This window comes from Salegentibacter haimaensis, assembly GCF_054121495.1.
Map to the genome: position 1 here is coordinate 108,313 of NZ_JBSYGH010000006.1, position 22,512 is coordinate 130,824.

The window sequence follows — 22,512 nt, forward strand, 5'->3', positions numbered from 1 at the left end:
ATTTTCTGCATTTTTGCGTACTTTTAGCCACCCATGAACACACAAATTCTCCAAAATCTGTCCCAACAACTTGAGGGCGAGTTGCATTACGATGAGCTTTGGCGCTCCATTTATGCGACCGATGCCTCGGTTTACCGTGAATTGCCGCTGGCAGTCTGCTATCCAAAAAATGAAAGCGATCTCAAGCATTTAATCGGTTTTGCTAAAGACCACAAGACCTCGCTCATCCCCCGAACAGCAGGAACATCTCTGGCCGGGCAGTGCGTGGGCAGCGGGATCGTGGTAGATGTTTCCAAATATTTCACCAAAATATACGAGGTAGATCAGGTCGCAAAAACGGTAAGAGTTCAACCCGGGGTGATTAGAGATGATCTAAACCGGCATTTAGCGCCTTACAAACTCTTTTTTGGTCCCAACACATCAACTTCCAATCGCTGTATGATAGGAGGGATGGTAGGTAACAATTCCAGCGGGACCACCTCTATTCGCTATGGTACCACCCGTGATAAGCTGGTTTCCCTGAAAACAATTCTTAGCGATGCATCTGAAGTTGACTTCAAAGCGATTTCAGCTGAAGAATTTCAGGAAAAATTAAAGCTGCAGAATCTGGAAGGAGAAATTTACCGGCAAATTCACAGCGATCTTTCTTCCGAAGAAAATCAGAGAGAAATTCAGGAAAAATATCCTCCCCGTAGTTTACACAGGCGAAATACCGGTTATGCGGTAGACGAGCTTTTGTTTTCTGAAATTTATGAAGAAAACGGTCAGCAATTTAATATGTGTAAGCTGCTTTCTGGAAGTGAAGGCACCCTGGCTTTTACTACCGAAATCGTATTGCAGTTAGATGAGCTTCAACCCGAACATACTTCGATGGTCGCGGCTCACTTTTCAAGCATAGATAGTTGTATGCAGGCTGTGGTGCCTGCGATGAAGCATCCGCTCTACACCTGCGAGATGATGGATAAGGTGATTTTAGATTGCACCAAACAAAATTTAAAATACCGCGAAAATCGCTTCTTTATTGAAGGCGATCCCCAGGCCATTTTAATGCTGGAATTGCGATCCAACTCTGCCGAAGAACTGCAGCAGCAAACTAAAGAACTTCTGGAAACCCTTGAAAAATCTGGTTTGGCCTATTCCTTACCCGTGCTTTATGACGATCAAATAGATCTTGCTCTTGAACTGCGAAAAGCAGGTCTGGGCCTTTTAGGAAATATTGTGGGCGACAAAAAAGCCGTGGCCTGTATTGAGGATACCGCGGTAGCCCTCCCGGTTTTAGCCGATTATATCGCAGAATTCGGGCAAATAATGAAAAAATACGGGCAGGATGCCGTTTACTACGCCCACGCCGGTGCCGGCGAGATTCACCTTAGGCCAATTCTCAATTTAAAGAAAAGCAATGAAGTGAAACTCTTTAGGCAAATCACTTCTGAAGTTGCCGAATTGGTAAAAAAATACAATGGATCCCTGAGTGGGGAGCACGGTGATGGCCGTGTTAGAGCCGAATTTATCGAAATGATGATAGGTTCTAAAAACTACGAACTCATCAAGCGGGTTAAGCAGGTGTTTGATCCTCAAAACATTTTTAATCCGGGGAAAATCACCGATGCCCCGCCTATGGATACTTCGCTGCGATATGTGCCAGACCGGCAGGAGCCTGAAGTTCGTACTCTTTTAGATTTTTCAGATTCTGAAGGAATTTTAAAACTGGCTGAAAAATGTAACGGAAGCGGAGATTGTAGAAAATCCAGCGAAGCCGGCGGTACTATGTGCCCCAGTTACCGCGCCACCAAGAACGAAAAAGATACCACGCGTGCCCGTGCCAATGCCTTAAGGGAATTTTTGACAAATTCTGAAGAAGTCAATAAATTCAACCACCAGGAATTAAAGCAGGCTTTCGATTTATGTATAAGCTGCAAAGGCTGCAAAAGCGAGTGCCCTTCTAATGTTGATGTGGCGGCTTTAAAAGCCGAATTCCAATATCAATATCAAAAGGAAAACGGATTTAGTTTAAGAAATAAGGCCTTTGTGAATAACGCCTCGATGAATAAACTGGCTTCGAATGCCACGGGGCTGGCTAACTTTTTTTTCAGCAATAAAATAAGTTCGAACCTGGCTAAGAAAACCCTGGGAATCGCAGAGAAAAGAAGCCTGCCTAAATTATCAAAAATCAGTCTTCAGAAATTTTACGACAAGAACAGGTCGCGGCTGGAAGTGAAAAATCCTATCAAGAAGCTTTATCTTTTTAATGATGAATTCACCAATTACCTGGACGCCGAAATAGGCATAGACGCCCTGGAACTTTTGTCAAAACTGGGCTACCAGGTAGAGATCATCAAACACGAAGAAAGCGGGCGAAGTCATATTTCCAAAGGATTTTTAGAAGAAGCCAAAGTGCTGGCTAATAAAAATATCGCAATTTTTAAAGATAAAATCTCGGCAGAAACTCCATTAATAGGGTTGGAACCTTCGGCTATTCTGAGTTTTCGGGATGAATATTTAAGGCTGGCCGACGATAAAACCGCGGCAGAAGCCCTGGCCGAAAATTGTATGATTATCGAGGAATTTTTGAAAAAGGAAATCGCCCTTGGAAATATAACAGCCGATAGATTTACTAAGGAATCAAAAACTATTAAAATTCACGGGCATTGCCATCAAAAGGCACTTTCGAATACGGCGGTAAGTTTTGACGTGCTCAATCTGCCTGAAAATTTCAGGGTAAGCATTATCGCTTCGGGTTGTTGCGGGATGGCCGGGTCATTTGGTTACGAGAAAGAGCATTATGAAATAAGTATGAATATTGGCGAACAAAGCCTGTTTCCGGCGGTGCGAAAAGCTGAAGCCGATACTTTAATTTCAGCAAATGGTACCAGTTGCCGGCATCAGATATTTGATGGTACACAGCGAACGGCTAAACATCCCGTGAGTATTTTAAGAGAAGCTTTAATTTAAATGGCTTTAACCGGTTTATAAATCGGTTGTGGTTTTTAAATATTGGGTTAAAAAATTACATTTGTTCAAAATCAAGAAAATGGCAGGAAATTCCTTCGGAAAATTATTTAGACTTACAACATTTGGAGAATCTCATGGACCTGCTATTGGTGGAATTATAGATGGCTGCCCGGCCGGGCTGCAGCTTGATTTGGAGAAAATTCAGCAGGAACTCAACCGGCGTAAACCGGGGCAAAGCGCTATCGTGACCCAGCGAAAAGAGCCTGATACAGTAGAGTTTCTTTCCGGAATTTTCGAGGGAAAAACCACCGGGACTTCGATTGGCTTTATGATTAAAAATGCCAATCAGAAATCTAAAGATTATTCTCACATAAAAGATACATTTCGCCCCAGCCACGCCGATTATACCTATTCTGAAAAATACGGGGTTCGGGACTATCGCGGTGGAGGCCGTTCTTCGGCCAGGGAAACGGCCTGTAGAGTAGTGGCTGGAGCCGTGGCAAAGCAATTATTAGAGCATATTGAAATTTATGCCTATACCGCTTCAGTTGGAGAAATTTTTCTGGACAAAAAACCTCAGGAAATAGATTTCAGTTTAACCGAAACCAATCCCGTGCGCTGTCCCGATACGGCTTCCGCAGAAAAAATGGAAGCCTACATCAAACAAACCAGAAAAGAAGGAGATACTGTTGGGGGCACCGTGCAATGTGTGATCAAAAACGTTCCCAAAGGACTTGGCGAACCGGTTTTTGATAAATTACACGCCGAACTCGGGAAAGCAATGCTCTCCATCAATGCAGTTAAAGGCTTTGAATACGGTAGTGGTTTTGAAGGCACCAAAATGAAAGGCAGCCAGCACAACGATCTTTTCAATGAAGATGGCAGCACCAAAACCAATTTAAGCGGCGGTATTCAGGGCGGGATCTCTAATGGGATGGACATCTATTTCAATGTGGCTTTCAAACCGGTGGCCACCATTATGCAAGACCAGGAAACTATTAATAAAGCCGGTGAAACGGTGACTATGCAGGGCAAGGGAAGGCACGACCCCTGTGTGGTTCCAAGAGCTGTACCCATAGTAGAAGCTATGGCAGCCCTGGTAATCGCCGATTTTTTGCTTCAAAATAAAACCTCAAAACTTTAAACATAACCAATGAAGAAATTAGCACTGCATTGGCAAATACTACTCGGGATGGCAGCCGGGGTGGTTTTTGCTTTAATTATGACCAATTTTAGCTGGGGAGCCGAATTTGTTGGCGATTGGATTAAACCCTTTGGAAACATCTTTATCAATGCTCTTAAGCTTATCGCAGTTCCGCTTATTTTAGCTTCGCTGGTGAAGGGGATTTCAGACCTTAAAGATATCTCCAAACTCTCAAAAATGGGTTCCAAAACTATTGGAATTTATGTAGTTACCACTGTAATTGCGGTGACCATCGGATTATTAGTAGTGAATATAATTCAACCCGGGAATGCTTTAAACCCCGAAACCCAACAGGACCTTATAGCCAGTTACGAGGGCGAGACCCTGGGTGTTAAGGAAAGCGCTGCTAAACAAAGAGAAGCGGGCCCTTTACAGGCTTTAGAAGATATCGTGCCTTCGAATATTTTTGGTGCTGCCAGCGATAACGGCAATATGCTTCAGGTGATATTTTTCGCGATTTTCTTCGGCATAGGTTTAATCCTTATTCCGGAGAAAACCGCCAAACCCGTGAAAGACTTTTTTGACGGTTTCAATGAGGTGATCCTCAAGATGATAGATCTTATTATGTTAACCGCTCCTTACGGTGTATTTGCGCTGCTTGCAGCGCTTGTAGTAGAATCTCCAAGCACCGATCTTTTTGCCGCCCTTGCACTTTATGGAGTGACTGTCTTACTTGGTCTGGCCTTGATGATTGGAGTCTATATTTTACTGGTATGGGTTTTTACCAAAAATACGCCTTCCTTTTTCGTTAACGGAATAGCTCCCGCCCAACTTCTGGCTTTTTCTACCAGTTCGAGTGCGGCTACACTCCCGGTTACTATGGAAAGGGTAGAAGAGCATATGGGAGTGCATAAAGAGGTAACGAGTTTCGTGTTACCAATTGGGGCCACTATAAATATGGATGGTACAAGCTTATACCAGGCCGTAGCAGCTGTATTTATCGCCCAGGCTTTTGGGATGGATCTTAGCATAGGTGCTCAACTTGGAATAATTGCCACGGCCACTTTGGCTTCAATTGGTTCGGCGGCCGTACCCGGCGCGGGGATGGTAATGCTGGTAATCGTTCTGGCCCAGGCAGGTATACCTGAAGCAGGTTTGGCTTTGATCTTTGCCGTAGACCGCCCGCTCGATATGTGTAGAACTATGGTAAATGTAACCGGAGATGCAGCGGTATCTCTAATGGTTGCCAAAAGTGTGGATAAAATGGGGCCTCCCAATGTGAAAGATTGGGATGATGATTATCATCCTGAAACTGAACCTAAAACTGAGGTACAAAGCTCCTAATCTAGTCTAAAAATTTAGCTTTGAGTTCGGGAGTGGGGATCATACAGCTTTCCTGCTTCCCGAACCATTTGTAGCGGTTATTAGCTACTAAATCATATACCACATCTCTTAAGCTCTCCGGAAGAAATAAGAAGTTTTTCAGCAAAGAATAACCACCAGAGAGTTCCCGTGAAATTTCAAGTGCAGCCGTAGATTTACGGTAATAAGCTACCCCGGGCTCAATTAAAACTATAGAATCCAGTTCTTCGGGATCAAGACCGCGTTCAGAGACCAGTTTTTGACCTATTTCACTTTGAAGTGAAGCAAAGCGAAACACATCTTTTTTATCGTGTTTAATGATGAAATTCACCGAATTATTGCAAAGGTTACAAACCCCGTCGAATAAGATAATTTTTTTGTTCTTTGGTAATTCCATAATTATTTTTTCATAGCCTGCACCAGCTCGAGTTTTTCAATATCTACCGAGGTGGTGAACATCCCGTAGTTTACAATTGCCTTTCCTTTTTCAATCTGGTCTAAAGTTCCAACCGATTTACTATCCTGTAATCTTACCCGGTCTCCGATTTTTGGGGTTATTTTTGGTTTGGCGGCTTCTTTTGCCGCGGCCTGCTTTTCTTTGGTTTTTTCGGCCTGTTTCTTCTTGCGAATTACCTCAACTTTTTTCTGAACTTCTTTTTCCAGTTTCTTTTCCTGGGCTTTCTTCTGTTTTAAAGCCTTGGCCGATTCCTTCTTCTTCCTGGAATTCTCGATAGCTACCAGTTTCAGAAACTCTCCAATAAGCTCTTTTTTATTGTTATTCTGAAGAAATTTATCTCCCAAATCATTGATCCTGGACCCCAGGTAAATTAACCGCTGATTACTGTCATATAATTCCTGGTAGCTTTCCAGTTTCTGCTGAATTCTGCTATTAGTCTCCTCCAGCTTATCCTTTTCCTTTGCGGCCTTGATTTCCTTATCTTTTAGGGAATCGGTGGTTTTTTGCAGTTTAGAGCGTTCCTGCTGCAATTTAGCGATACTTTTGTCAAAGCGAATTTTACCTCTTTCTACTTTCTTTTTTGAGCGGTTAATCAAGCTGTAGGGAATGCCATTCTTCTGAGCCACTTCGAAGGTAAATGAACTCCCGGCTTCTCCAACTCTCAACTTGAAAACAGGTTCAAGGGTTTTGGAATCAAAAAGCATATTGGCATTGCTCATATTGGGCAACTCATTAGCCAGTTTTTTTAAATTGGCGTAGTGAGTGGTGAGTATTCCAAATGATTCTTTTTCATAGAAAACCTCCAGGAAAGTTTCAGCCAGGGCACCACCCAGTTCGGGGTCACTCCCGGTCCCGAATTCATCGATAAGAAACAGGGTTTTGGCGTTACATTTTCTGAGGAAATAATTCATATTCTTAAGCCGGTAAGAATAAGTGCTTAAATGATTCTCGATGGACTGGTTGTCGCCAATATCAGTCAGGATTCGATTGAATAAACAAACCCGGCTGTATTCGTGTACGGGAATAAGAATTCCGCTTTGAAGCATTAGCTGTAATAAGCCCACGGTTTTTAAGGTGATACTCTTACCGCCGGCATTAGGCCCCGAAATCACGATTATTCGATTCTCAGGACTCAGAGAAATACTTTGAGGCCAGGTTTTCTTTCCTTCTTTTTTATTGTTCAGAAAAAGCAGGGGATGATAAGCGTCTACCAGTTGCAATTCCCGGTCTTTGCTTATTTTTGGAAGAATTCCGTTAATCTTTTCAGCATATTTTGCTTTAGCCGAAATTAGATCTATCTCGCTTAAAAGCGCCTGATAATCGAGCAATAATTGCCGGTATGGTCTTATTTGTTCGGTAAGTTCTTTAAGCAGCCGTTTGATTTCCTCTTTTTCTTCATATTCAAGGTTATTGAGCTCGCGGGTAAATTCGAAGGTAGCTTCTGGTTGAATATAAACAATGCTTCCGGTTTTGGAATTTCCCATAATTCCGCCTTTTACCTTGCGCCTGTGCATCGCTTTTACCGCCAAAACCCGCACATTTTCAACGACGCTTTCCCTGATCTCATCCAGATATCCGTAAGAATGATAGGTACTAAGAGCCGAGGCAAAACTGCTATTGATCTTTCCTTTAACCGAATTTATGCTTCTTCGCAAATTTTGCAGCAGGGGAGAGGCCTCATCTTTTACTTCACCAAACCGGTCTATGATGTTATTTACTTTATCGGGGATAAGACTTGTAAATTCTACTTCGGAAGTAGTTGCATAAAGACTGGGGTAATACTCCCTGTATTTTTCAAAAAATTTGATGTGTGTATTGGCAGAATCGGCCAGGTTGGCAATCTTTCTGAAACCTGAAGTTTCCAGTACCGCTTCTTCTATTTGAAGCAGACGAAGTTCCCGCTCTATACTGTCAAAACCGTGGTTGGGAATTGCCGCTTCCCGGGTTTTTGAACTTAGATATTCATTGGTTTGGTTAAGCCCGAAAACCGTGGCTTTATACGATGGATATGGAGAAATATTCAGGGCCTTTTCCTTTCCCAGATTTGTGATGCAAAGTTCTGAGATTTGAGTACAAACTACCGTAAATTCAAGGTCCTGAAGACTTTTAGGCGTGATTTTTATCATAGAATTTATTCCCTACTTTTGAGGTGCTGCAAATTTACTCAATTCTATGAAGCTAGAAATAACACAAGACTGGAAAAAGGAACTGCAACCAGAGTTTGAAAAGGAATATTTTAAGAATCTCTGGGATTTTATTGCTGAAGAATACCAGGAATACCAATGTTACCCTGCTTCCGAAAGTCTTTTTGCGGCCTTCAATTTTTCAAGGTTTCAGGAAACCAAAGTGGTAATTTTAGGCCAGGATCCTTATCACGGGCCCGGCCAGGCCCACGGACTTAGTTTTTCGGTTAATGATGGAGTGAATTTTCCGCCTTCCTTAAAGAATATTTTTAGAGAACTGGAGCAGGATACCGGGAAAAGCATTCCTTTTTCAGGAAACCTGGAAAGCTGGGCCAGGCAGGGTGTGTTGTTGCTCAATGCCAGTTTAAGCGTTAGGCAGGGCCAGGCGGGGTCTCATCAAAAACAAGGTTGGGAAAAATTTACAGACAGGGTGATCGAAATCCTTTCAGAAAAAAGAGAAAATTTAGTGTTTTTGCTTTGGGGGTCTTTTGCTCAAAAAAAGGAGAAACTTATTGACACAAATCGACATCTGGTATTGAAAACCGGGCATCCTTCTCCTTTAAGTGCGAACCGGGGTTATTGGTTTGGAAATAAACACTTTAGCCAAACCAATGAATTTTTACAAAAAAATGGTAAGGAGCCTATAGATTGGTAGGTATAGACCGTCGATGACACAGATTTCAGGTGCTGAAATAGAACGCTGATACACAGATGGGCAGAGATTCGCAGATTAATACTTTCAGCTCGTGGGTGAAATAAGATTTAACCGGGGTTAACCGATTTTTTAAAAACCACCACTCAAAAAAATTAAAATCTGAATCCGAGGTTTACATTGAACTGGCCAACCACCGTAGGTGAATTTTCACTTAGCAGGTTACGGCCTATGCCGGTGTTTAAGTCGAGGAAAAAGCCTCCACGGGCCACAAATTTTCCTCCCACACCAAAGCCAAGAGCAAAGTCGGTATAATCATAATTTCTCGAGCGGTATTGCCCATTTTCGTAATATTCATCGCGGTAATCTCCGCTGGAAAGCATTCCGAAACCGTGTACATAAAATCCGCGCGCGAACTTATCTCCAAAGTAGTATTTATATTTTCCCGTGAATGAGAAATTTTTGCGATAGGCCTCGGCCACGTCTTCGCTATCCCGAGCCAGGGCTAAAAAGAATACTTCGGCACCAAGGCTGGAATACTCGTTTAAAATTCGTTCGTAAGCCACATCAAGAGCTCCAAAAGCTACAAGATTAAGAGCGCCCACACTTAATTCATTTAAACCTGAATTACGGTTTGTGAGAGTGTCTTGAGAATTAAAATCTGAAGTTTCCTGTGCAAAAAGAAGAGTGGTACTGCATAGCAATACCAGCGATAAAAGGATTTTTTTCATAATTGAAGTAGTAATTGGCCTACAAATTATGAATAATATCTTCAGTTTTTAATTTTTCCGGAATTAATTTGAGTTGCAACAATTTGTCCTGAACATTTTTAAGAGCTTCTAAGGATAGTTGCTGCTGGCTCCAATGAGTCATTTCCAGCCAGGTTTTGATGTCATTTAAATTCTGGGCATAATTATCTGCCAGTTTTTTATCTATTTCAGGAAGATCTTTAAATTCTTTGGTTTTCTTATTCAAGACTTCCAGCATAGTTTTCAATCTTGGGCTGTTGTATTTAATAGCCTCATCCCGGGCAGCAATGACAAAGCAGGGCCAGGGGGTGGGGCAGTCGGCAATTCGTCTAAAAATATGAGCATCGACCAGGGGTTTGGTGGTAAAATGCTCCCACATAAAATACTGGGCTTCATCGTTTTTAAGGCTTTCTACAGCATTTTCTAGAGTACCAACAATTTTGAATTTTAAAGTATCGATTTGCCAATCGTTATTTTGGGCATTTACATAGGCCATTAAATGCGAGCCGGAACCCTCACGGCTTATCGCAGCTGTGGTGCCTTCAAGATCGGCCAGGTTTTTATAGTTAGATCCGGCTGCCACGTGAATTCCCCAAACCAGGGGAGACGCTACATAAGTTTGAATAATGCGTGAACTATTTCCTGCCGAAATATCTTTGATAATTCCTTCAGTAAGAATAACGGCAGCATCTATCTCGCCATTTCTTAAAGCTTTATTCATAGCCCCGGTACCATCGGGAAAGTCCTTCCAAATTACGTTAACGCCTGCATCTCTAAACAAGCCTTCTTCGATACACAAATGCCAGGGAAGATTAAAATGTTCAGGAACGCCGCCTACTTTAATGCTTTTCATAAACTATGTTTTTGCTTTAGGTAATTATAAATCTCATATTGAGACCTTACTGATTTCTCACCCTCTTTTTGAGTCACGTAAGTATTGCTTTCTTCGGGATCGTGAATTCTAGCTTTTACGTTATCCTGCAACTGAATATTAAGAATATCCTTAAACTCCTGCGCGATGTCTTCATCATAAATAGGGGAGATGACCTCTATACGCCTGTCCAGGTTTCGATTCATCCAATCGGCGCTTCCGTAGAAAATCTTTTCATCGCCTCCATTTTCAAAAAGATAAATTCTACCGTGTTCCAGAAAACGATCTACGATACTGGTCATATAGATATTGTCGCTTAATCCTTTAATGCCGGGCACCAAACAGGTAAAACCTCTAACCAAAAGTCGAATTTCCACGCCGGCCTGGCTGGCTTTGTATAAAAGATCGATCATTTCGGCATCTTCGAGGCTGTTCATCTTTGCCGTTATTTTCGCTTTTTTTCCTGCCCTTGCATTTTCTATTTCATTATAAATTAGTTTCGAAAACTCCTGCCGGGTAGAGAAGGGAGAAATTAGCAGATTCTTTTGCCGCGGAATGATTAATTCTCCTTCCAGAACTTTAAAAAGTCTATAAATTTCCTTGGCGATATATTTATTGGCGGTAAAGATGGCGTGATCACAATAAATCTTCGAGGTTTGGCTATTAAAATTCCCGGTTCCAATATAGGCATAGGCAATTTCTTCGTCGCCTTCCTGCCGGGTTACCAGCAAAATTTTAGAATGCACCTTAATCTTTGGAAAACTATAGATAACCTTAGCTCCCTTTTCCTCGAACTTTCTACCCCAAATTATGTTGTTTTCCTCATCGAATCTCGCCTTGGCTTCCACAAAAACAGTTACATTTTTTCCGTTTTCCAAAGCTTTTAAGAGTGAACTGGTAAGTCTCGACTCATCGGCAACTCTATAGAGGGAAATTTTAATATCTCTCACTTTCTCGTCGCTTGCGGCCTGTTCCAGAAAATTTTCAACATAATCGAACGACATAAATGGAAAGTGAAGAGACTGATCTTTTTCCCGAATATTTTCAAAATAATTGCTGCTGTTTTCTAATGCTTTGTGTTTAATGGGATGAAGTTCCTCATAATGCAATTTGGGATTATTGGTAGGGTCGGGGAAAGAGAAAAAATCATTAAAGTTATGATATCTGCCTCCAGGCATCATATCTATTTTGCCTAAATTCAGAAGCTTTCTGAGCTTATTCTGGACATCTTTGGGCATTGCGGCATCGTACAATAAACGTGTAGGCTGGCCATCGGTTCGCTGGGCCAGGGATTCGTAAATCTTTTCAGCCAGTTCCCCACTATATTTATCTACGATATATAATTCGGCATCACGGGAAAGTTTTACCTCGTATAGCCCGGTGATTTTTTTCTTCGGAAATATCTTATCAACCTGGCTCCTTATAATCTCATCAAGATAAGTAATGGCAAATTTATCTTTTGAATCGAAGCTGTAGAATCTTCCGCAGGCTTCTACCGGAAGATTTATAAGTCCTAGTTCCTCCTCATTTTCGAAGGTAACTATGAAATATAAAAGCGCATTTTCCAGAAATAGTTTATTTTCTGCCTCGGGCTCTATTACCCGTGGTTCCAGGAAATGCTTTACTTTCTCCCAATAAAACTTTTCGACTTCCTGCTGTTGGCTCTCATTAAAGTCGGTAGAATCTAACAGCAAAATATTGTTTTGGGCGAGTTCAGGGATGATTTCTTCGTAAAACACCTTCCCAAAACGCTCCTGCTGGAGTTTTACTTCCTCGATAATCTGCTTGGTAGTTTTGCTGGGTTTTAGTGCAAGTTTTTTCCGAATGCTTTTCTCAACCCGCTTTATTTGTCGCAGTTGGGAAACTCTAACCCGAAAATATTCATCGAGATTATCTGAAAAAATCGCCAGAAATTTTATTCGCTCGTATAATGGATTTCTTTTGTCTTCAGCTTCCTGTAAGACCCTTTCGTTGAAGCTTAACCAGTTAAGATCGCGATGCCTTAGGTTTTCTTCAATTGGTTTTTGTATGGGTTCACTCATACCTCCAAAATTACAAACTCAAGGCAGCACTCAAATTTAATCTTTTGTTAATCTTTATAGTTGGTGCAGGCAGTGAAGTATAAGCTCATCCATACGTTTACCTGCATTTGAAGAGAATTCACCTGTAGCCCGATTGGCCAGGATTAGGTTCATAGACAGGGCTTTGTGCCCCAGCAATTTTGCAAGCCCGTAGATTGCAGAGGTTTCCATTTCAAGATTGGTAATTTTCTTTTCTTTATGTCGAAAGGAAGTAAGCTTATCGTTAATCGTATCGTCCTGAAGCGACAGCCTTAAACGTCGACCCTGGGGAGCGTAAAAACCTATATTGGTTCCGGTAACACCACGGTGAATACCTTCACCTGCTAATTTTTGAAGCAATTCTGAATCTCCCTGCACCAGGTAAGGATCGGCCTTTTTTGAAGACCAGTTCAAATGTTTTTTAAGCGCGTTGGAAAATTCATAATCCTGAATTTCTTCAGCTTCATAAAAATGAATTACTCCATCAAATCCTACAGCTGCTTCAGAAGCTAAAAAACTATCTACAGGAATATCACTTTGCAGAGAGCCCGAGGTTCCTATACGCAGAATTTCGAGGCTTTTAAGTTCTTTTTTTACTTCCCGGGTATCAAAATCGATATTTACCAGGGCATCGATTTCATTTAATACGATATCGATATTATCGGGGCCAATCCCGGTAGAGATTACCGACCTACGCTTTCCGTTGAAATAGCCTGTATGCGTATGAAATTCACGTTTTTCAACCTTATGTTCTATACTATCGAAATATTTGGAAACCTTTGCTACTCTGTCAGGATCGCCCACGGTAATTATGGTGTCGGCTATTTGATCGGGGCGAAGGTTTAAATGATAGATACTCCCGTTGGGATTTATGATTAGTTCAGATTCTGCTATTGGCATATTACAATTTTAAAATGCTGTGAGATTCGGGATCGTATAAGAAATCATACATCTTAGCTCCACCAAACCAGTCTTCGTTCTTTAAATCCCGATAAAAATTCTTGCCGGCATCTAAAGCCTGCTGTCCCTTTTCATTTAATTTTATGGAATTGGGTTCAATATCATAGAACATTTCCAGCTTTTTGAGAAGTCGCTGTATTTGAATATCACTATACCCATAGTATCCCTGATATTGCAGGGTATAACCCAAAAGCTGATTCAGAGAGGTGATTTTCTGATTTTCTATGATTTTAAGTATATTTTTTTCCAGGGAATTAAGGCCGGTTTTGGCACTCGGGAAGCGTTCGATATGAGCCCTGATACAGCTCGATAAATATTCGAAATTAGTTGTTTTCTTGATTTGTTTTTTTAACTGAAGCGGATTATTGCTGCAATATAATTCCCACATTAGGCTGGCAACCTCAAGATCTTCAGAATTTAAAGAAATTCGATGATCGTAATGTTTTTTAAGATTTTTTAGCGAAAGACTTGAAAGAGGTTTTTGTTCGGTTTCTCCTTCCAGTTTTTTACTGCATACCAAATACATAGGTACGGGCTTATGATGATCCAGAAAAAAACTAATCGCGGCCAGCATATTGATATGGCAAAAAAGATCAAACTCAAACCATAAAACCACCTGCTCGAAGTCCCGGGCCCGTTTTAATTTTTTTAATTCGCTTACGAATTTGGCGTCATAATCTTCAGCCGGGATGTTATAGTTTTTTTTTAAAAATGATTTGCGAAGTTTTATGGTTTCTGCTGTATTCAATTCTTTTAGTGTGGGACCTTCACACAACATTTCACGCCAAACGACGATTTCTCCGGGAATCTGGAGTTCTTCCAGTTTTTCGGTGAGTATATCTCCATTGGTGATATGTAAGATTCGGTCGTCCACTTTTTAGAAGGCTTCAGCCTCCAACCCTTTTTACCTTGTATCCATCCTTCTTTAGTAGCTGCATGATCTTCTCCCTGTCATCTCCCTGAATGATAATTTCACCATCTTTAATCGAGCCGCCAACTCCACATTTTTTTTTGAGGCTTTTCCCCAGTTTAATGAGATCTTCTTCGGTTCCCCGGAAACCTTTAATAAGGGTCACGGTTTTGCCACCGCGACCCTTATTGCTAAAATGTGCTTCTAATTTCTGTTCTGAAGGGGCCAGGGTTTCCTCTGTTTCCTCTTCCAAAAATTCGCTCTCATCAAAATCATTATTGGTAGAAAATACGAAACCACCAAGATCCTCGAGGCCCATTTTCTTCTTAGCCATAACTTATTTTTTAGCCAATCCTATTTCAACCAAACGCTGGTGCAAAAATTCACCTGCGGTAATATCTTCATATTGTTTTGGATGCTGTTCATCTATACATTCTTCCAAACAATTTAGAGGCATTTCACTACGGGGATGCATAAAGAAAGGAATAGAATACCGTGGCTTGTCCCATTCTTCTTTGGGAGGGTTTATTACCCGGTGAATAGTAGAACGCAACTTATTATTGGTGTGCCGCTCAAGCATATCTCCAACATTAATTACCAACTCATCTTCCTGAGGGATAGCATCTATCCATTCCCCATCTTTGCGCAGTACCTGTAAACCTCCGGTAGAAGCTCCCATAAGCAGGGTGATAAGATTGATATCCCCGTGAGCTCCGGCTCTTACAGCCCCTTTTGGTTCTTCGGTAATAGGCGGATAGTGTATAGGTCTTAAAATGCTGTTGCCGTTGCTGGCCCAATGATCAAAATAGTGCTCATCAAGGCCTATGTAAAGTGCCAGAGCGCGCAATACATAAATTCCGGTTTTTTCAAGCATACGGTAGGCTTCCATTCCAACCTTATTGAAATCTTTAAGTTCTTCAACCTCAACATTTTCAGGGTACTCCTCAATTAGATTAGCATCCCCGGCAGGCTCCTGTCCAAAATGCCAGAATTCTTTAAGATCACCTTCTTTTTTGCCTTTAGCGTGTTCCTTTCCGAAAGAAATATACCCGCGTTGCCCGGCCAGGCCTTCAATTTCATATTTTTTCTTGGTCTCTACCGGAAGTTCAAAGAAGCTTTTTACCTCCTTGTAAAGTTCATCAACCAACTGGTCGCTTAAAAAATGATTTTTAAGGGCCACAAAACCTATTTCTTCATAGGCTTTACCAATTTCATCAACAAATTTTTGCTTTCGCTTGGGGTCATCTGACAGGAAATCGGCCAGATCTACACTGGGAATATTATTCATCTGTAAACTGTTTTAAGGTCACAACTCCCCGATATATTCTGAAGAGTATAAATTAGAAAATAATTATACTTTACTCAGTTTTGCGTTTGCTTGTGCCAGCATTTCAAGTAAAGTGAACACGCAAAGTTAAATAAAAATCCCGTGCTGCTTAAGTCTTTTAAGTTTTCTTAGCAAATAAGAAATTAATTACATTTGGTTGAACAAAATTTACTTATGAAAATTCAGAACCCCGCCTACACCACTATAAAATTTAACCTGGGTAATCTTCAAAATGATGATTTATTGAAGCTTTACTTCGGAATGTTGAAGCCCAGAATGATCGAAGAAAAAATGCTCATTCTATTGCGGCAGGGAAAGATTTCAAAATGGTTTAGCGGAATAGGGCAGGAGGCCATTGCTGTTGGTGTGACCCGGGCTCTCGAACCCGATGAATACATCCTGCCTATGCACAGAAACCTGGGTGTTTTCACTGAAAGACAAATCCCGCTGAAGCGTTTGTTCTGCCAGTGGCAGGGAAAAATGAGCGGATTTACCAAAGGCCGGGATCGCAGTTTTCATTTTGGAACCCAGGAATATAAAATTGTGGGAATGATCTCGCATTTGGGCCCACAGTTGGGCGTGGCTAATGGAATTGCCCTGGCACATCGGCTTAGAAATGAGAAAAAGATTACCGCGGTTTTTACCGGCGAAGGCGGTACCAGCGAGGGAGATTTTCACGAAGCCCTGAATATAGCTTCGGTTTGGGACCTGCCGGTATTGTTTTGTATCGAAAATAACGGTTATGGATTAAGTACGCCTACAGAAGAGCAATATCGCTGTAAAGATCTGGCCGATCGCGCCCTGGGCTACGGCATGGATTCTCATATTATTGATGGCAATAATATTCTGGAAGTTTTCAACAGGGTTTCAGAGATAGCGCAAAGTTTAAGAGAAAATCCGCGGCCGGTTCTACTGGAGTTTAAGACCTTTAGAATGCGGGGGCACGAAGAGGCGAGTGGTACTAAATACGTTCCGCAGGATTTGATGGATTTCTGGGCGGCTAAAGATCCTATTCTGAACTTTAAAAATTTCCTTTTTGAAGAAGGGATTTTAACCCGGGAAATGCAGGAGGAATTTGAAGATGAGATCAAAAAAGAAATCGAGGAAAATCTGGGCCTTGCCTTTGCTGAAGAAGCCATCTTTCCATCAGAAGAATCTGAGTTAATCGATGTTTATGAGCAATATGAATACCAGGCCTATGATGCAGAAAATACTTCAGAAGAAAAGAGGTTTATAGACGCTATTTCTGATGCTTTAAGGGAATCTATGCGCAAACATACCGACCTGGTTTTAATGGGACAGGATATAGCAGAGTATGGAGGCGTATTTAAAATCACCGATGCTTTTGTAGAAGAATTTGGTAGAGAAAGAGTGAGAAATACCCCGATTTGTGAGTCGGGAATTGTAGAGGCCGCTATGGGTCTTTCGATTAACGGGATGAAGGCAATGGTAGAAATGCAGTTTGCCGACTTTGTAAGTTCTGGCTTCAATCCAATTGTAAATTATTTAGCCAAATCTAAATATCGCTGGAATGAACCGGCCAATGTGGTGATAAGAATGCCCTGCGGTGCCGGGGTAGGTGCCGGGCCTTTTCACAGCCAAAGCAATGAGGCCTGGTTCACTAAGGTACCCGGATTAAAAGTAGTTTACCCGGCCTTTCCGGCAGATGCGAAAGGTTTATTATGTACCGCTTTTAATGATCCCAACCCGGTATTATATTTTGAACATAAAGCCTTATATCGCAGTGTGAGGCAGGAAGTGCCCAATGGCTATTACACCATCCCTTTGGGTAAGGCGGCGGTTCTGGAAACCGGCAGTAAAGCGAGTCTTATTACTTATGGAGCCGGCGTGCATTGGGCCCTGGAGATTTTAAAGGAAGAAGGTCTGGAAGGGGTAGAGCTAATAGATTTAAGAAGCCTTCAGCCTTTGGATAAAGAATGCCTAATCAAATCGGTTAAGAAAACCGGGAAAGCACTGGTGCTCACCGAAGACAGTTTAAGCGGGAGTTTCGCATCAGAAATTGCAGCAATGCTTGTCGAGGAATGTTTTGAATTTCTCGATGCTCCCATCGCCCGTTTAGGCAGTATGGAAACCCCGATTCCTTTCGCGGCGGCACTGGAAAAGCAATATCTTCCGAAGGAAAAACTTAGAAACAAGCTATTAGAATTAATAGAATATTAATAATCCACCAGCACCAGGCTTTTTAAATTAAGAATACTTAACAAATTGACTGTTAAAGTAATAATAATCTTTTGCCGGCGGCGGGCTCCTACTGTAATTTAGTTCTAACTAATCAACTAAAATTTTGAAATTATGGTACGACTTATTGTAATTTTTCTAATCATCGCGCTGGTTGCTGCCATCTTCGGATTTGGTGGAATTGCTGAAGGCTTTGCCGATATCGCAAAGATCATTTTCTACATTTTCATCGTCCTATTGGTAATTTCCTTAATAAGCCGATTGTTTAGAAGATAAACCAACTAAAAATTAAGAATCCAGTGTTGTGTTTTGGTTATTCAAATATAACATTGGGTTTTTCTTTTAACCCTAATCAAAACGTATGAAAAAGATCCTATTTATCAGTGTAATGGCACTGCTTGTTTTTTCCTGCGGCCCCAGTAAAACGGCCAGGGAAGCCAGAGCTACCTTTAATGGAAACTGGACGCTTACCAGTATTACCTATCCTAACAGTTCTGGTCAATTTAATGTAACCCTGTTAAACGATGCGCAGGCCAATTGCTTCGAAAATAGTACCTGGAATTTTGTTTCAAACAATAACCGGGGTACGTATACCTTAAGTGGCAGTAATTGCGATATGAGTTCAAGAAACTTTATCTGGTCTATAGATGAAGAAAATACTCCGGAAGGTATTTATGATTTCCTCTTAAAACCAACCGACGAGAATTATAAATCTACAACCGGAAACCAGGGCTTTAGGCTTAATCTTAGATCCCTTAGCGGTGACCAGATGACCTGGGAGCAAACCGTGACTCTAGACGGTTCTCCTTTTGTGATACGAATGAATTTTACCCGAATTTAATAAACCCAGAAAACTATGAAATTTTCAATAAACAAATTTGTTGCACTGCTGTTTGCAGTAAGCCTATTGGTAGGTTGTGACGCAACAAGAAATGCAAACAATAAACAAAAAGGAGCCGTTATCGGATCGGCTGGTGGAGCCGTAATTGGCGGTGTAATTGGCAACAATACCGGCGACGGAAATACTGCTCTTGGAGCCATAATTGGTGGAGTAGTAGGTGGTACAGCAGGTGCCATTATAGGTGATCGAATGGATAAACAGGCTCAACGCATTGAAGAAGAAATTCCAGGAGCCGAAGTAGAAAGAGTAGGTGAAGGAATTAATGTAACCTTTGATGAATCTAGTGGCGTTTACTTTGATACCGATAAGTACAATATCAATGCTAAATCCAGAGAAACTTTAAATAAACTGGCCGATATTTTCAAGGAATATCCTAACTCTAATATTCTTGTTGAAGGGCATACCGATAGTACCGGTAGTGAAAGCTATAACCTAACGCTTTCGAAAAACCGCGCTCAGGCCGTGACTAATTATTTGTTAGACCAGGGTCTTTCACGCGGAAGATTTGAAACCAAATGGTATGGAGAGCTTCAGCCAAAATACGATAACAGCACTGCCGAAGGCAGGTCTAAAAACCGTCGTGTAGAGCTTGCAATTGTGGCTAACGAACAAATGAAAGAAGAAGCCCAGAGACAGGCTGAAAATCAGAATTAATAAACAGCATAGCTGTGAACATTGAAGTCCCGGAAAAATCCGGGACTTTTTTGTTTATATACAGTCCTGAAACCATTGCGTTAATTAAGTGCTAAAACGCGTTAAAGCCCAGGTTGGGGTTTTGGTGATCTTTGGCTTTTTGGTATCTTCATAGGAACTAATTTAAAACCCAATAATTTATGAAGACCGTTGATAAAATGCAGGTGTTGCACAGCCAGAGTGCTGAATTTATTGAGCAGGGAGAAACCGGAAAATTCCTAAAACTAATTCCCGATACATTTATTATAAAAGGAGAAGAAAAAGACGGCAAATTCAACCAGGGATATGCCCTAAGACATATAAACAGACAGGATATTATCCTTATCGATGTCGTTGAGAAATCTTCTAAAGACGCTGTGAAACGCCTGTTGAATGATGGTTATAAAATTAAAGGTATTCTTTTGACCTGCGATGGGATTATAAAAGATGCCTATGCCGATCTAAAAACAATTTCAGAAGATGCAGGGGGCGCACCCATTTTTGCCCATCCAAGAAATAATTTCAAAGATCCGTTTAAAACCAAAGATATCACAGCTAAAGAAACTCTATTAAAGAATTTTGGCTTAAAGGTTTTTGATCTTCCCGGGAATGGGGGAGCATCGGTAATTGTACATAGCGACTGGAATGATGGAATGTTGTTTCCCGGAGATGATGCAGAGGGCTCGGCTTATGATTCAGATTTGAACACTTTCAAAAGACCGGAGATGTCTCATAAAAATGATGATTATGGTCTTGCTGAAAGCTGGAGTGCTTTTAAAGAGCCATTTGCCTATTTATTTCCGCGGAAGGGTAAACCCGCATTTAACCTGGAAGAAGGAGCACAGATCGATATTATTTCAGCTCTAAGTCGCAGCACCTCCTCCTAAACTATTTTTTTAAAAATCAGCTGCTTCAAAAGTGGTTTTAATAGTAGGCTCACATTAGCCTATTGTTAAAGGGCTTTTCGGGCAGCTTTTTTTATTTAAGTTTTTAAGGTAATGTTAAACAGGCCTTTAAAACCTATGAATTTCATTACTTTAAAAGAAAAAGTAACCAACTATGTCGAAATTAAACGTCACGCAAAAATTAATTAAGAATCACCTCCTTAAAGGTGAAATGACCCCAGGAACTGAAATTGGGATAAAAATAGACCAGGCTCTTTTACAGGATGCAACAGGAACTCTTGTGCAACTCGAATTGGAGGCTATGGGATTAAAAAAAGCCCAAACCGAAGTTGCAGTACAATATGTAGATCACAATCTCTTACAAACCGATTTTAAAAATGCCGATGACCACTTATTCCTGTTATCTGCTGCACAAAAATTTGGGCTCTGGTATAGCCGGCCAGGGAATGGAGTAAGTCATCCTGTGCATATGGAAAGGTTTGGAAAACCGGGAAAAACAATGGTAGGATCTGATAGTCATACTCCCGCGGCAGGATCTTTGGGAATGTTGGCCATTGGAACCGGTGGCCTTGATGTTGCAGCCGCCATTGCCGGCCAGCCTTATTTTGTGAAAATGCCACAGGTATGGGGAGTTAAATTAACCGGTAAACTTCCGGCCTGGGTTAGTGCCAAAGATGTGATTTTAGAAATGCTTCGCCGTCACGACGTTAAGGGGGGAGTTGGCAAAATCATAGAATATTATGGCGACGGATTGAAAAATCTCAGCGCGATGGACAGGCATGTAATTGCAAATATGGGAGCAGAATTGGGAGCAACCACCACAGTATTTCCCAGCGATGAAGAAACCAGACGATTTTTAAAATCACAGCAAAGAGAAGATGACTGGACAGAATTAGTAGCCGATGAGGGATGTGAATACGATTTACACGAAGAAATTGTTCTGGATGAACTGGTTCCTTTAATCGCATTACCCACAAGTCCCGGAAATGTGGTGCCGGTTAGGGAAGTGGAAGGCAAAGAGATAAGCCAGGTGGTGATAGGATCTTCTGCAAATCCCGGCTTAAGAGATTTTTGGATTGCAGGAGCTATCGTGCAGGATAAATCGGTGAGCAGTGATGTATCATTTGATATCAATCCAACTTCCAGGCAGATGATTCAGAATATGATCGATAATAGGGCTTTTGCCAACCTTATAAAAGCCGGAGCCCGTTTTCACCAATCGGGTTGTATGGGTTGTATAGGAATGGGCCAGGCCCCGGCTTCGGGCACTATCAGCTTAAGAACGATGCCGAGAAACTTCCCCGATCGTTCAGGTACGAAAGATGATAAGGTGCACCTCTGTAGCCCGGAAACCGCGGCAGCAAGTGCGTTAACCGGTAAAATCACCGATCCCAGAGACCTGGAAAAGATCTACGGAATGGAATATCCTAAATTTGAGTATCCTGAATTCGAAATCATTAATACCGATATGTTGGTGGCTCCTCCAGATGATGGCGAAAAGGTAGAATTACAAAAAGGACCCAATATTAAATCCCTGCCGTATATCGAACCTATGCAGGATCACTATAGCGTACCGGTATTGTTAAAAATGGGAGATAATATCTCGACCGATGAAATCCTGAAAGCCGGGGCTGAAGTTTTACCCTTCAGAAGTAATTTACCTGAAATCAGTAAATTTTCATTCAGTGTTATCGATGAGTCCTTCTATGATAGAGCAATGGCATCCAAACAGGAGCACGGAGGCCATATCGTGGTAGCCAAAGATAATTATGCGCAGGGGAGTAGTAGGGAACATGCAGCCATCGCTCCCAAATATTTGGGTCAGGTAGCTGTAATCGCTAATTCATATGCCCGTATTGCCTGGCAGAACCTGGTGAATTTTGGAATATTGCCACTTGAATTTCTCGATATCACCGATTATGAAAAAATCGATCAGGGAGATATAATTACTTTCAAAAACTTAAGAGAGGATATAAGGCATAGAAATAACATCAGGGTGATTGTAAGAAAACCCAATGGAGATAAGATTCGTTTCGAGACCAAACACAGTATGAGTGATCGTCAAATCAATATTCTGCTGAAGGGAGGTATTATAAACGAATTCAAGGAGCGAATTGAAGAGAATGAATTGGGAGAAGATGAAACAATCCAGGAGAATTAATAAACAGAATTCTTTTTAAAAAAATAGCCTCGGCCGAAAGACCGGGG

Annotated in this window: 19 protein-coding genes; 10 read left to right on the forward strand and 9 right to left on the reverse strand. The window is 41.4% G+C overall.

Annotated elements, in window-relative coordinates:
• The first annotated feature begins 33 nt into the window (after window positions 1-33).
• From ACW6QP_RS07690 to ACW6QP_RS07700, 3 genes are all read left to right on the forward strand, one after another.
• Window positions 34-2,952 (forward strand): FAD-binding and (Fe-S)-binding domain-containing protein, encoded by a 2,919-nt coding sequence (locus ACW6QP_RS07690; protein ID WP_457910280.1) that lies wholly within the window; start codon window positions 34-36, stop codon window positions 2,950-2,952.
• A 79-nt stretch (window positions 2,953-3,031) separates the two neighbouring features.
• The gene (gene aroC / locus ACW6QP_RS07695) at window positions 3,032-4,096 is read left to right on the forward strand and encodes a chorismate synthase (protein ID WP_457910281.1); all 1,065 of its coding nucleotides are present in this window, start codon (window positions 3,032-3,034) and stop codon (window positions 4,094-4,096) included.
• 9 nt (window positions 4,097-4,105) lie between these two features.
• Window positions 4,106-5,440: a dicarboxylate/amino acid:cation symporter gene (locus ACW6QP_RS07700; protein ID WP_457910282.1), complete on the forward strand. Its 1,335-nt coding sequence runs from the start codon at window positions 4,106-4,108 to the stop codon at window positions 5,438-5,440.
• 1 nt (window position 5,441) lies between these two features.
• Here ACW6QP_RS07700 and ACW6QP_RS07705 read toward each other — a convergent pair whose 3' ends face one another.
• Together ACW6QP_RS07705 and ACW6QP_RS07710 are read right to left on the reverse strand one after the other, a co-directional pair.
• A complete protein-coding gene (locus ACW6QP_RS07705; RefSeq protein ID WP_457910283.1) occupies window positions 5,442-5,855 on the reverse strand; it encodes a thiol-disulfide oxidoreductase DCC family protein in 414 nt (137 codons plus the stop codon).
• Between the two features lie 2 nt (window positions 5,856-5,857).
• Window positions 5,858-8,041, reverse strand: a complete 2,184-nt coding sequence (locus ACW6QP_RS07710; protein ID WP_457910284.1) for an endonuclease MutS2 — start codon at window positions 8,039-8,041, stop codon at window positions 5,858-5,860.
• A gap of 46 nt (window positions 8,042-8,087) precedes the next feature.
• Here ACW6QP_RS07710 and ACW6QP_RS07715 point away from each other — a divergent pair, with 46 nt between their 5' ends.
• Entirely contained in the window at window positions 8,088-8,753 is a 666-nt protein-coding gene (locus tag ACW6QP_RS07715; protein WP_457910285.1) for a uracil-DNA glycosylase, read from the forward strand.
• Window positions 8,754-8,905: 152 nt separating this feature from the next.
• On the opposite strand, the gene ACW6QP_RS07720 is transcribed toward ACW6QP_RS07715, so the two are convergent.
• From ACW6QP_RS07720 to ACW6QP_RS07750, 7 genes are read right to left on the reverse strand one after another with little or no spacing between them, the layout of a single operon-like run.
• Window positions 8,906-9,481: a hypothetical protein gene (locus ACW6QP_RS07720; RefSeq protein WP_457910286.1), complete on the reverse strand. Its 576-nt coding sequence runs from the start codon at window positions 9,479-9,481 to the stop codon at window positions 8,906-8,908.
• Window positions 9,482-9,500: 19 nt separating this feature from the next.
• Window positions 9,501-10,352: a substrate-binding domain-containing protein gene (locus tag ACW6QP_RS07725; RefSeq protein ID WP_457910287.1), complete on the reverse strand. Its 852-nt coding sequence runs from the start codon at window positions 10,350-10,352 to the stop codon at window positions 9,501-9,503.
• Window positions 10,349-12,412: a polyphosphate kinase 1 gene (gene ppk1, locus ACW6QP_RS07730; RefSeq protein WP_457910288.1), complete on the reverse strand. Its 2,064-nt coding sequence runs from the start codon at window positions 12,410-12,412 to the stop codon at window positions 10,349-10,351. The genes ACW6QP_RS07725 and ppk1 overlap by 4 nt, the downstream gene beginning before the upstream one ends.
• A 54-nt stretch (window positions 12,413-12,466) precedes the next feature.
• Complete coding sequence (locus tag ACW6QP_RS07735) at window positions 12,467-13,330, reverse strand: nucleoside phosphorylase (RefSeq protein WP_457910289.1); 864 nt, start codon at window positions 13,328-13,330, stop codon at window positions 12,467-12,469.
• A 1-nt stretch (window position 13,331) separates the two neighbouring features.
• A complete protein-coding gene (locus ACW6QP_RS07740; protein WP_457910290.1) occupies window positions 13,332-14,264 on the reverse strand; it encodes a DUF1835 domain-containing protein in 933 nt (310 codons plus the stop codon).
• A 13-nt stretch (window positions 14,265-14,277) separates the two neighbouring features.
• Window positions 14,278-14,634 carry a translation initiation factor gene (locus ACW6QP_RS07745; RefSeq protein ID WP_457910291.1) on the reverse strand — a complete coding sequence of 119 codons (357 nt, stop codon included), beginning with the start codon at window positions 14,632-14,634 and terminating at the stop codon, window positions 14,278-14,280.
• A 3-nt stretch (window positions 14,635-14,637) separates the two neighbouring features.
• Window positions 14,638-15,588: an isopenicillin N synthase family dioxygenase gene (locus tag ACW6QP_RS07750; protein WP_457910292.1), complete on the reverse strand. Its 951-nt coding sequence runs from the start codon at window positions 15,586-15,588 to the stop codon at window positions 14,638-14,640.
• A 213-nt stretch (window positions 15,589-15,801) separates the two neighbouring features.
• Between ACW6QP_RS07750 and ACW6QP_RS07755 the strand changes: the two genes are divergently transcribed.
• The 6 genes from ACW6QP_RS07755 to ACW6QP_RS07780 all read left to right on the forward strand — a co-directional run bounded on the left by ACW6QP_RS07755 (window position 15,802) and on the right by ACW6QP_RS07780 (window position 22,465).
• Window positions 15,802-17,808 (forward strand): alpha-ketoacid dehydrogenase subunit alpha/beta, encoded by a 2,007-nt coding sequence (locus ACW6QP_RS07755; protein ID WP_457910293.1) that lies wholly within the window; start codon window positions 15,802-15,804, stop codon window positions 17,806-17,808.
• 132 nt (window positions 17,809-17,940) lie between these two features.
• On the forward strand, window positions 17,941-18,102 hold the full coding sequence (locus tag ACW6QP_RS07760) for a DUF1328 domain-containing protein (RefSeq protein WP_093407116.1): 162 nt from the start codon (window positions 17,941-17,943) through the stop codon (window positions 18,100-18,102).
• Window positions 18,103-18,187: 85 nt separating this feature from the next.
• Window positions 18,188-18,667, forward strand: a complete 480-nt coding sequence (locus ACW6QP_RS07765; RefSeq protein WP_457910294.1) for a lipocalin family protein — start codon at window positions 18,188-18,190, stop codon at window positions 18,665-18,667.
• Window positions 18,668-18,682: 15 nt separating this feature from the next.
• Window positions 18,683-19,381: an OmpA family protein gene (locus ACW6QP_RS07770; RefSeq protein WP_457910295.1), complete on the forward strand. Its 699-nt coding sequence runs from the start codon at window positions 18,683-18,685 to the stop codon at window positions 19,379-19,381.
• 179 nt (window positions 19,382-19,560) lie between these two features.
• Entirely contained in the window at window positions 19,561-20,286 is a 726-nt protein-coding gene (locus ACW6QP_RS07775; protein WP_457910296.1) for a hypothetical protein, read from the forward strand.
• A gap of 172 nt (window positions 20,287-20,458) precedes the next feature.
• A complete protein-coding gene (locus ACW6QP_RS07780; protein WP_457910297.1) occupies window positions 20,459-22,465 on the forward strand; it encodes an aconitate hydratase in 2,007 nt (668 codons plus the stop codon).
• Window positions 22,466-22,512 lie beyond the last annotated feature (47 nt).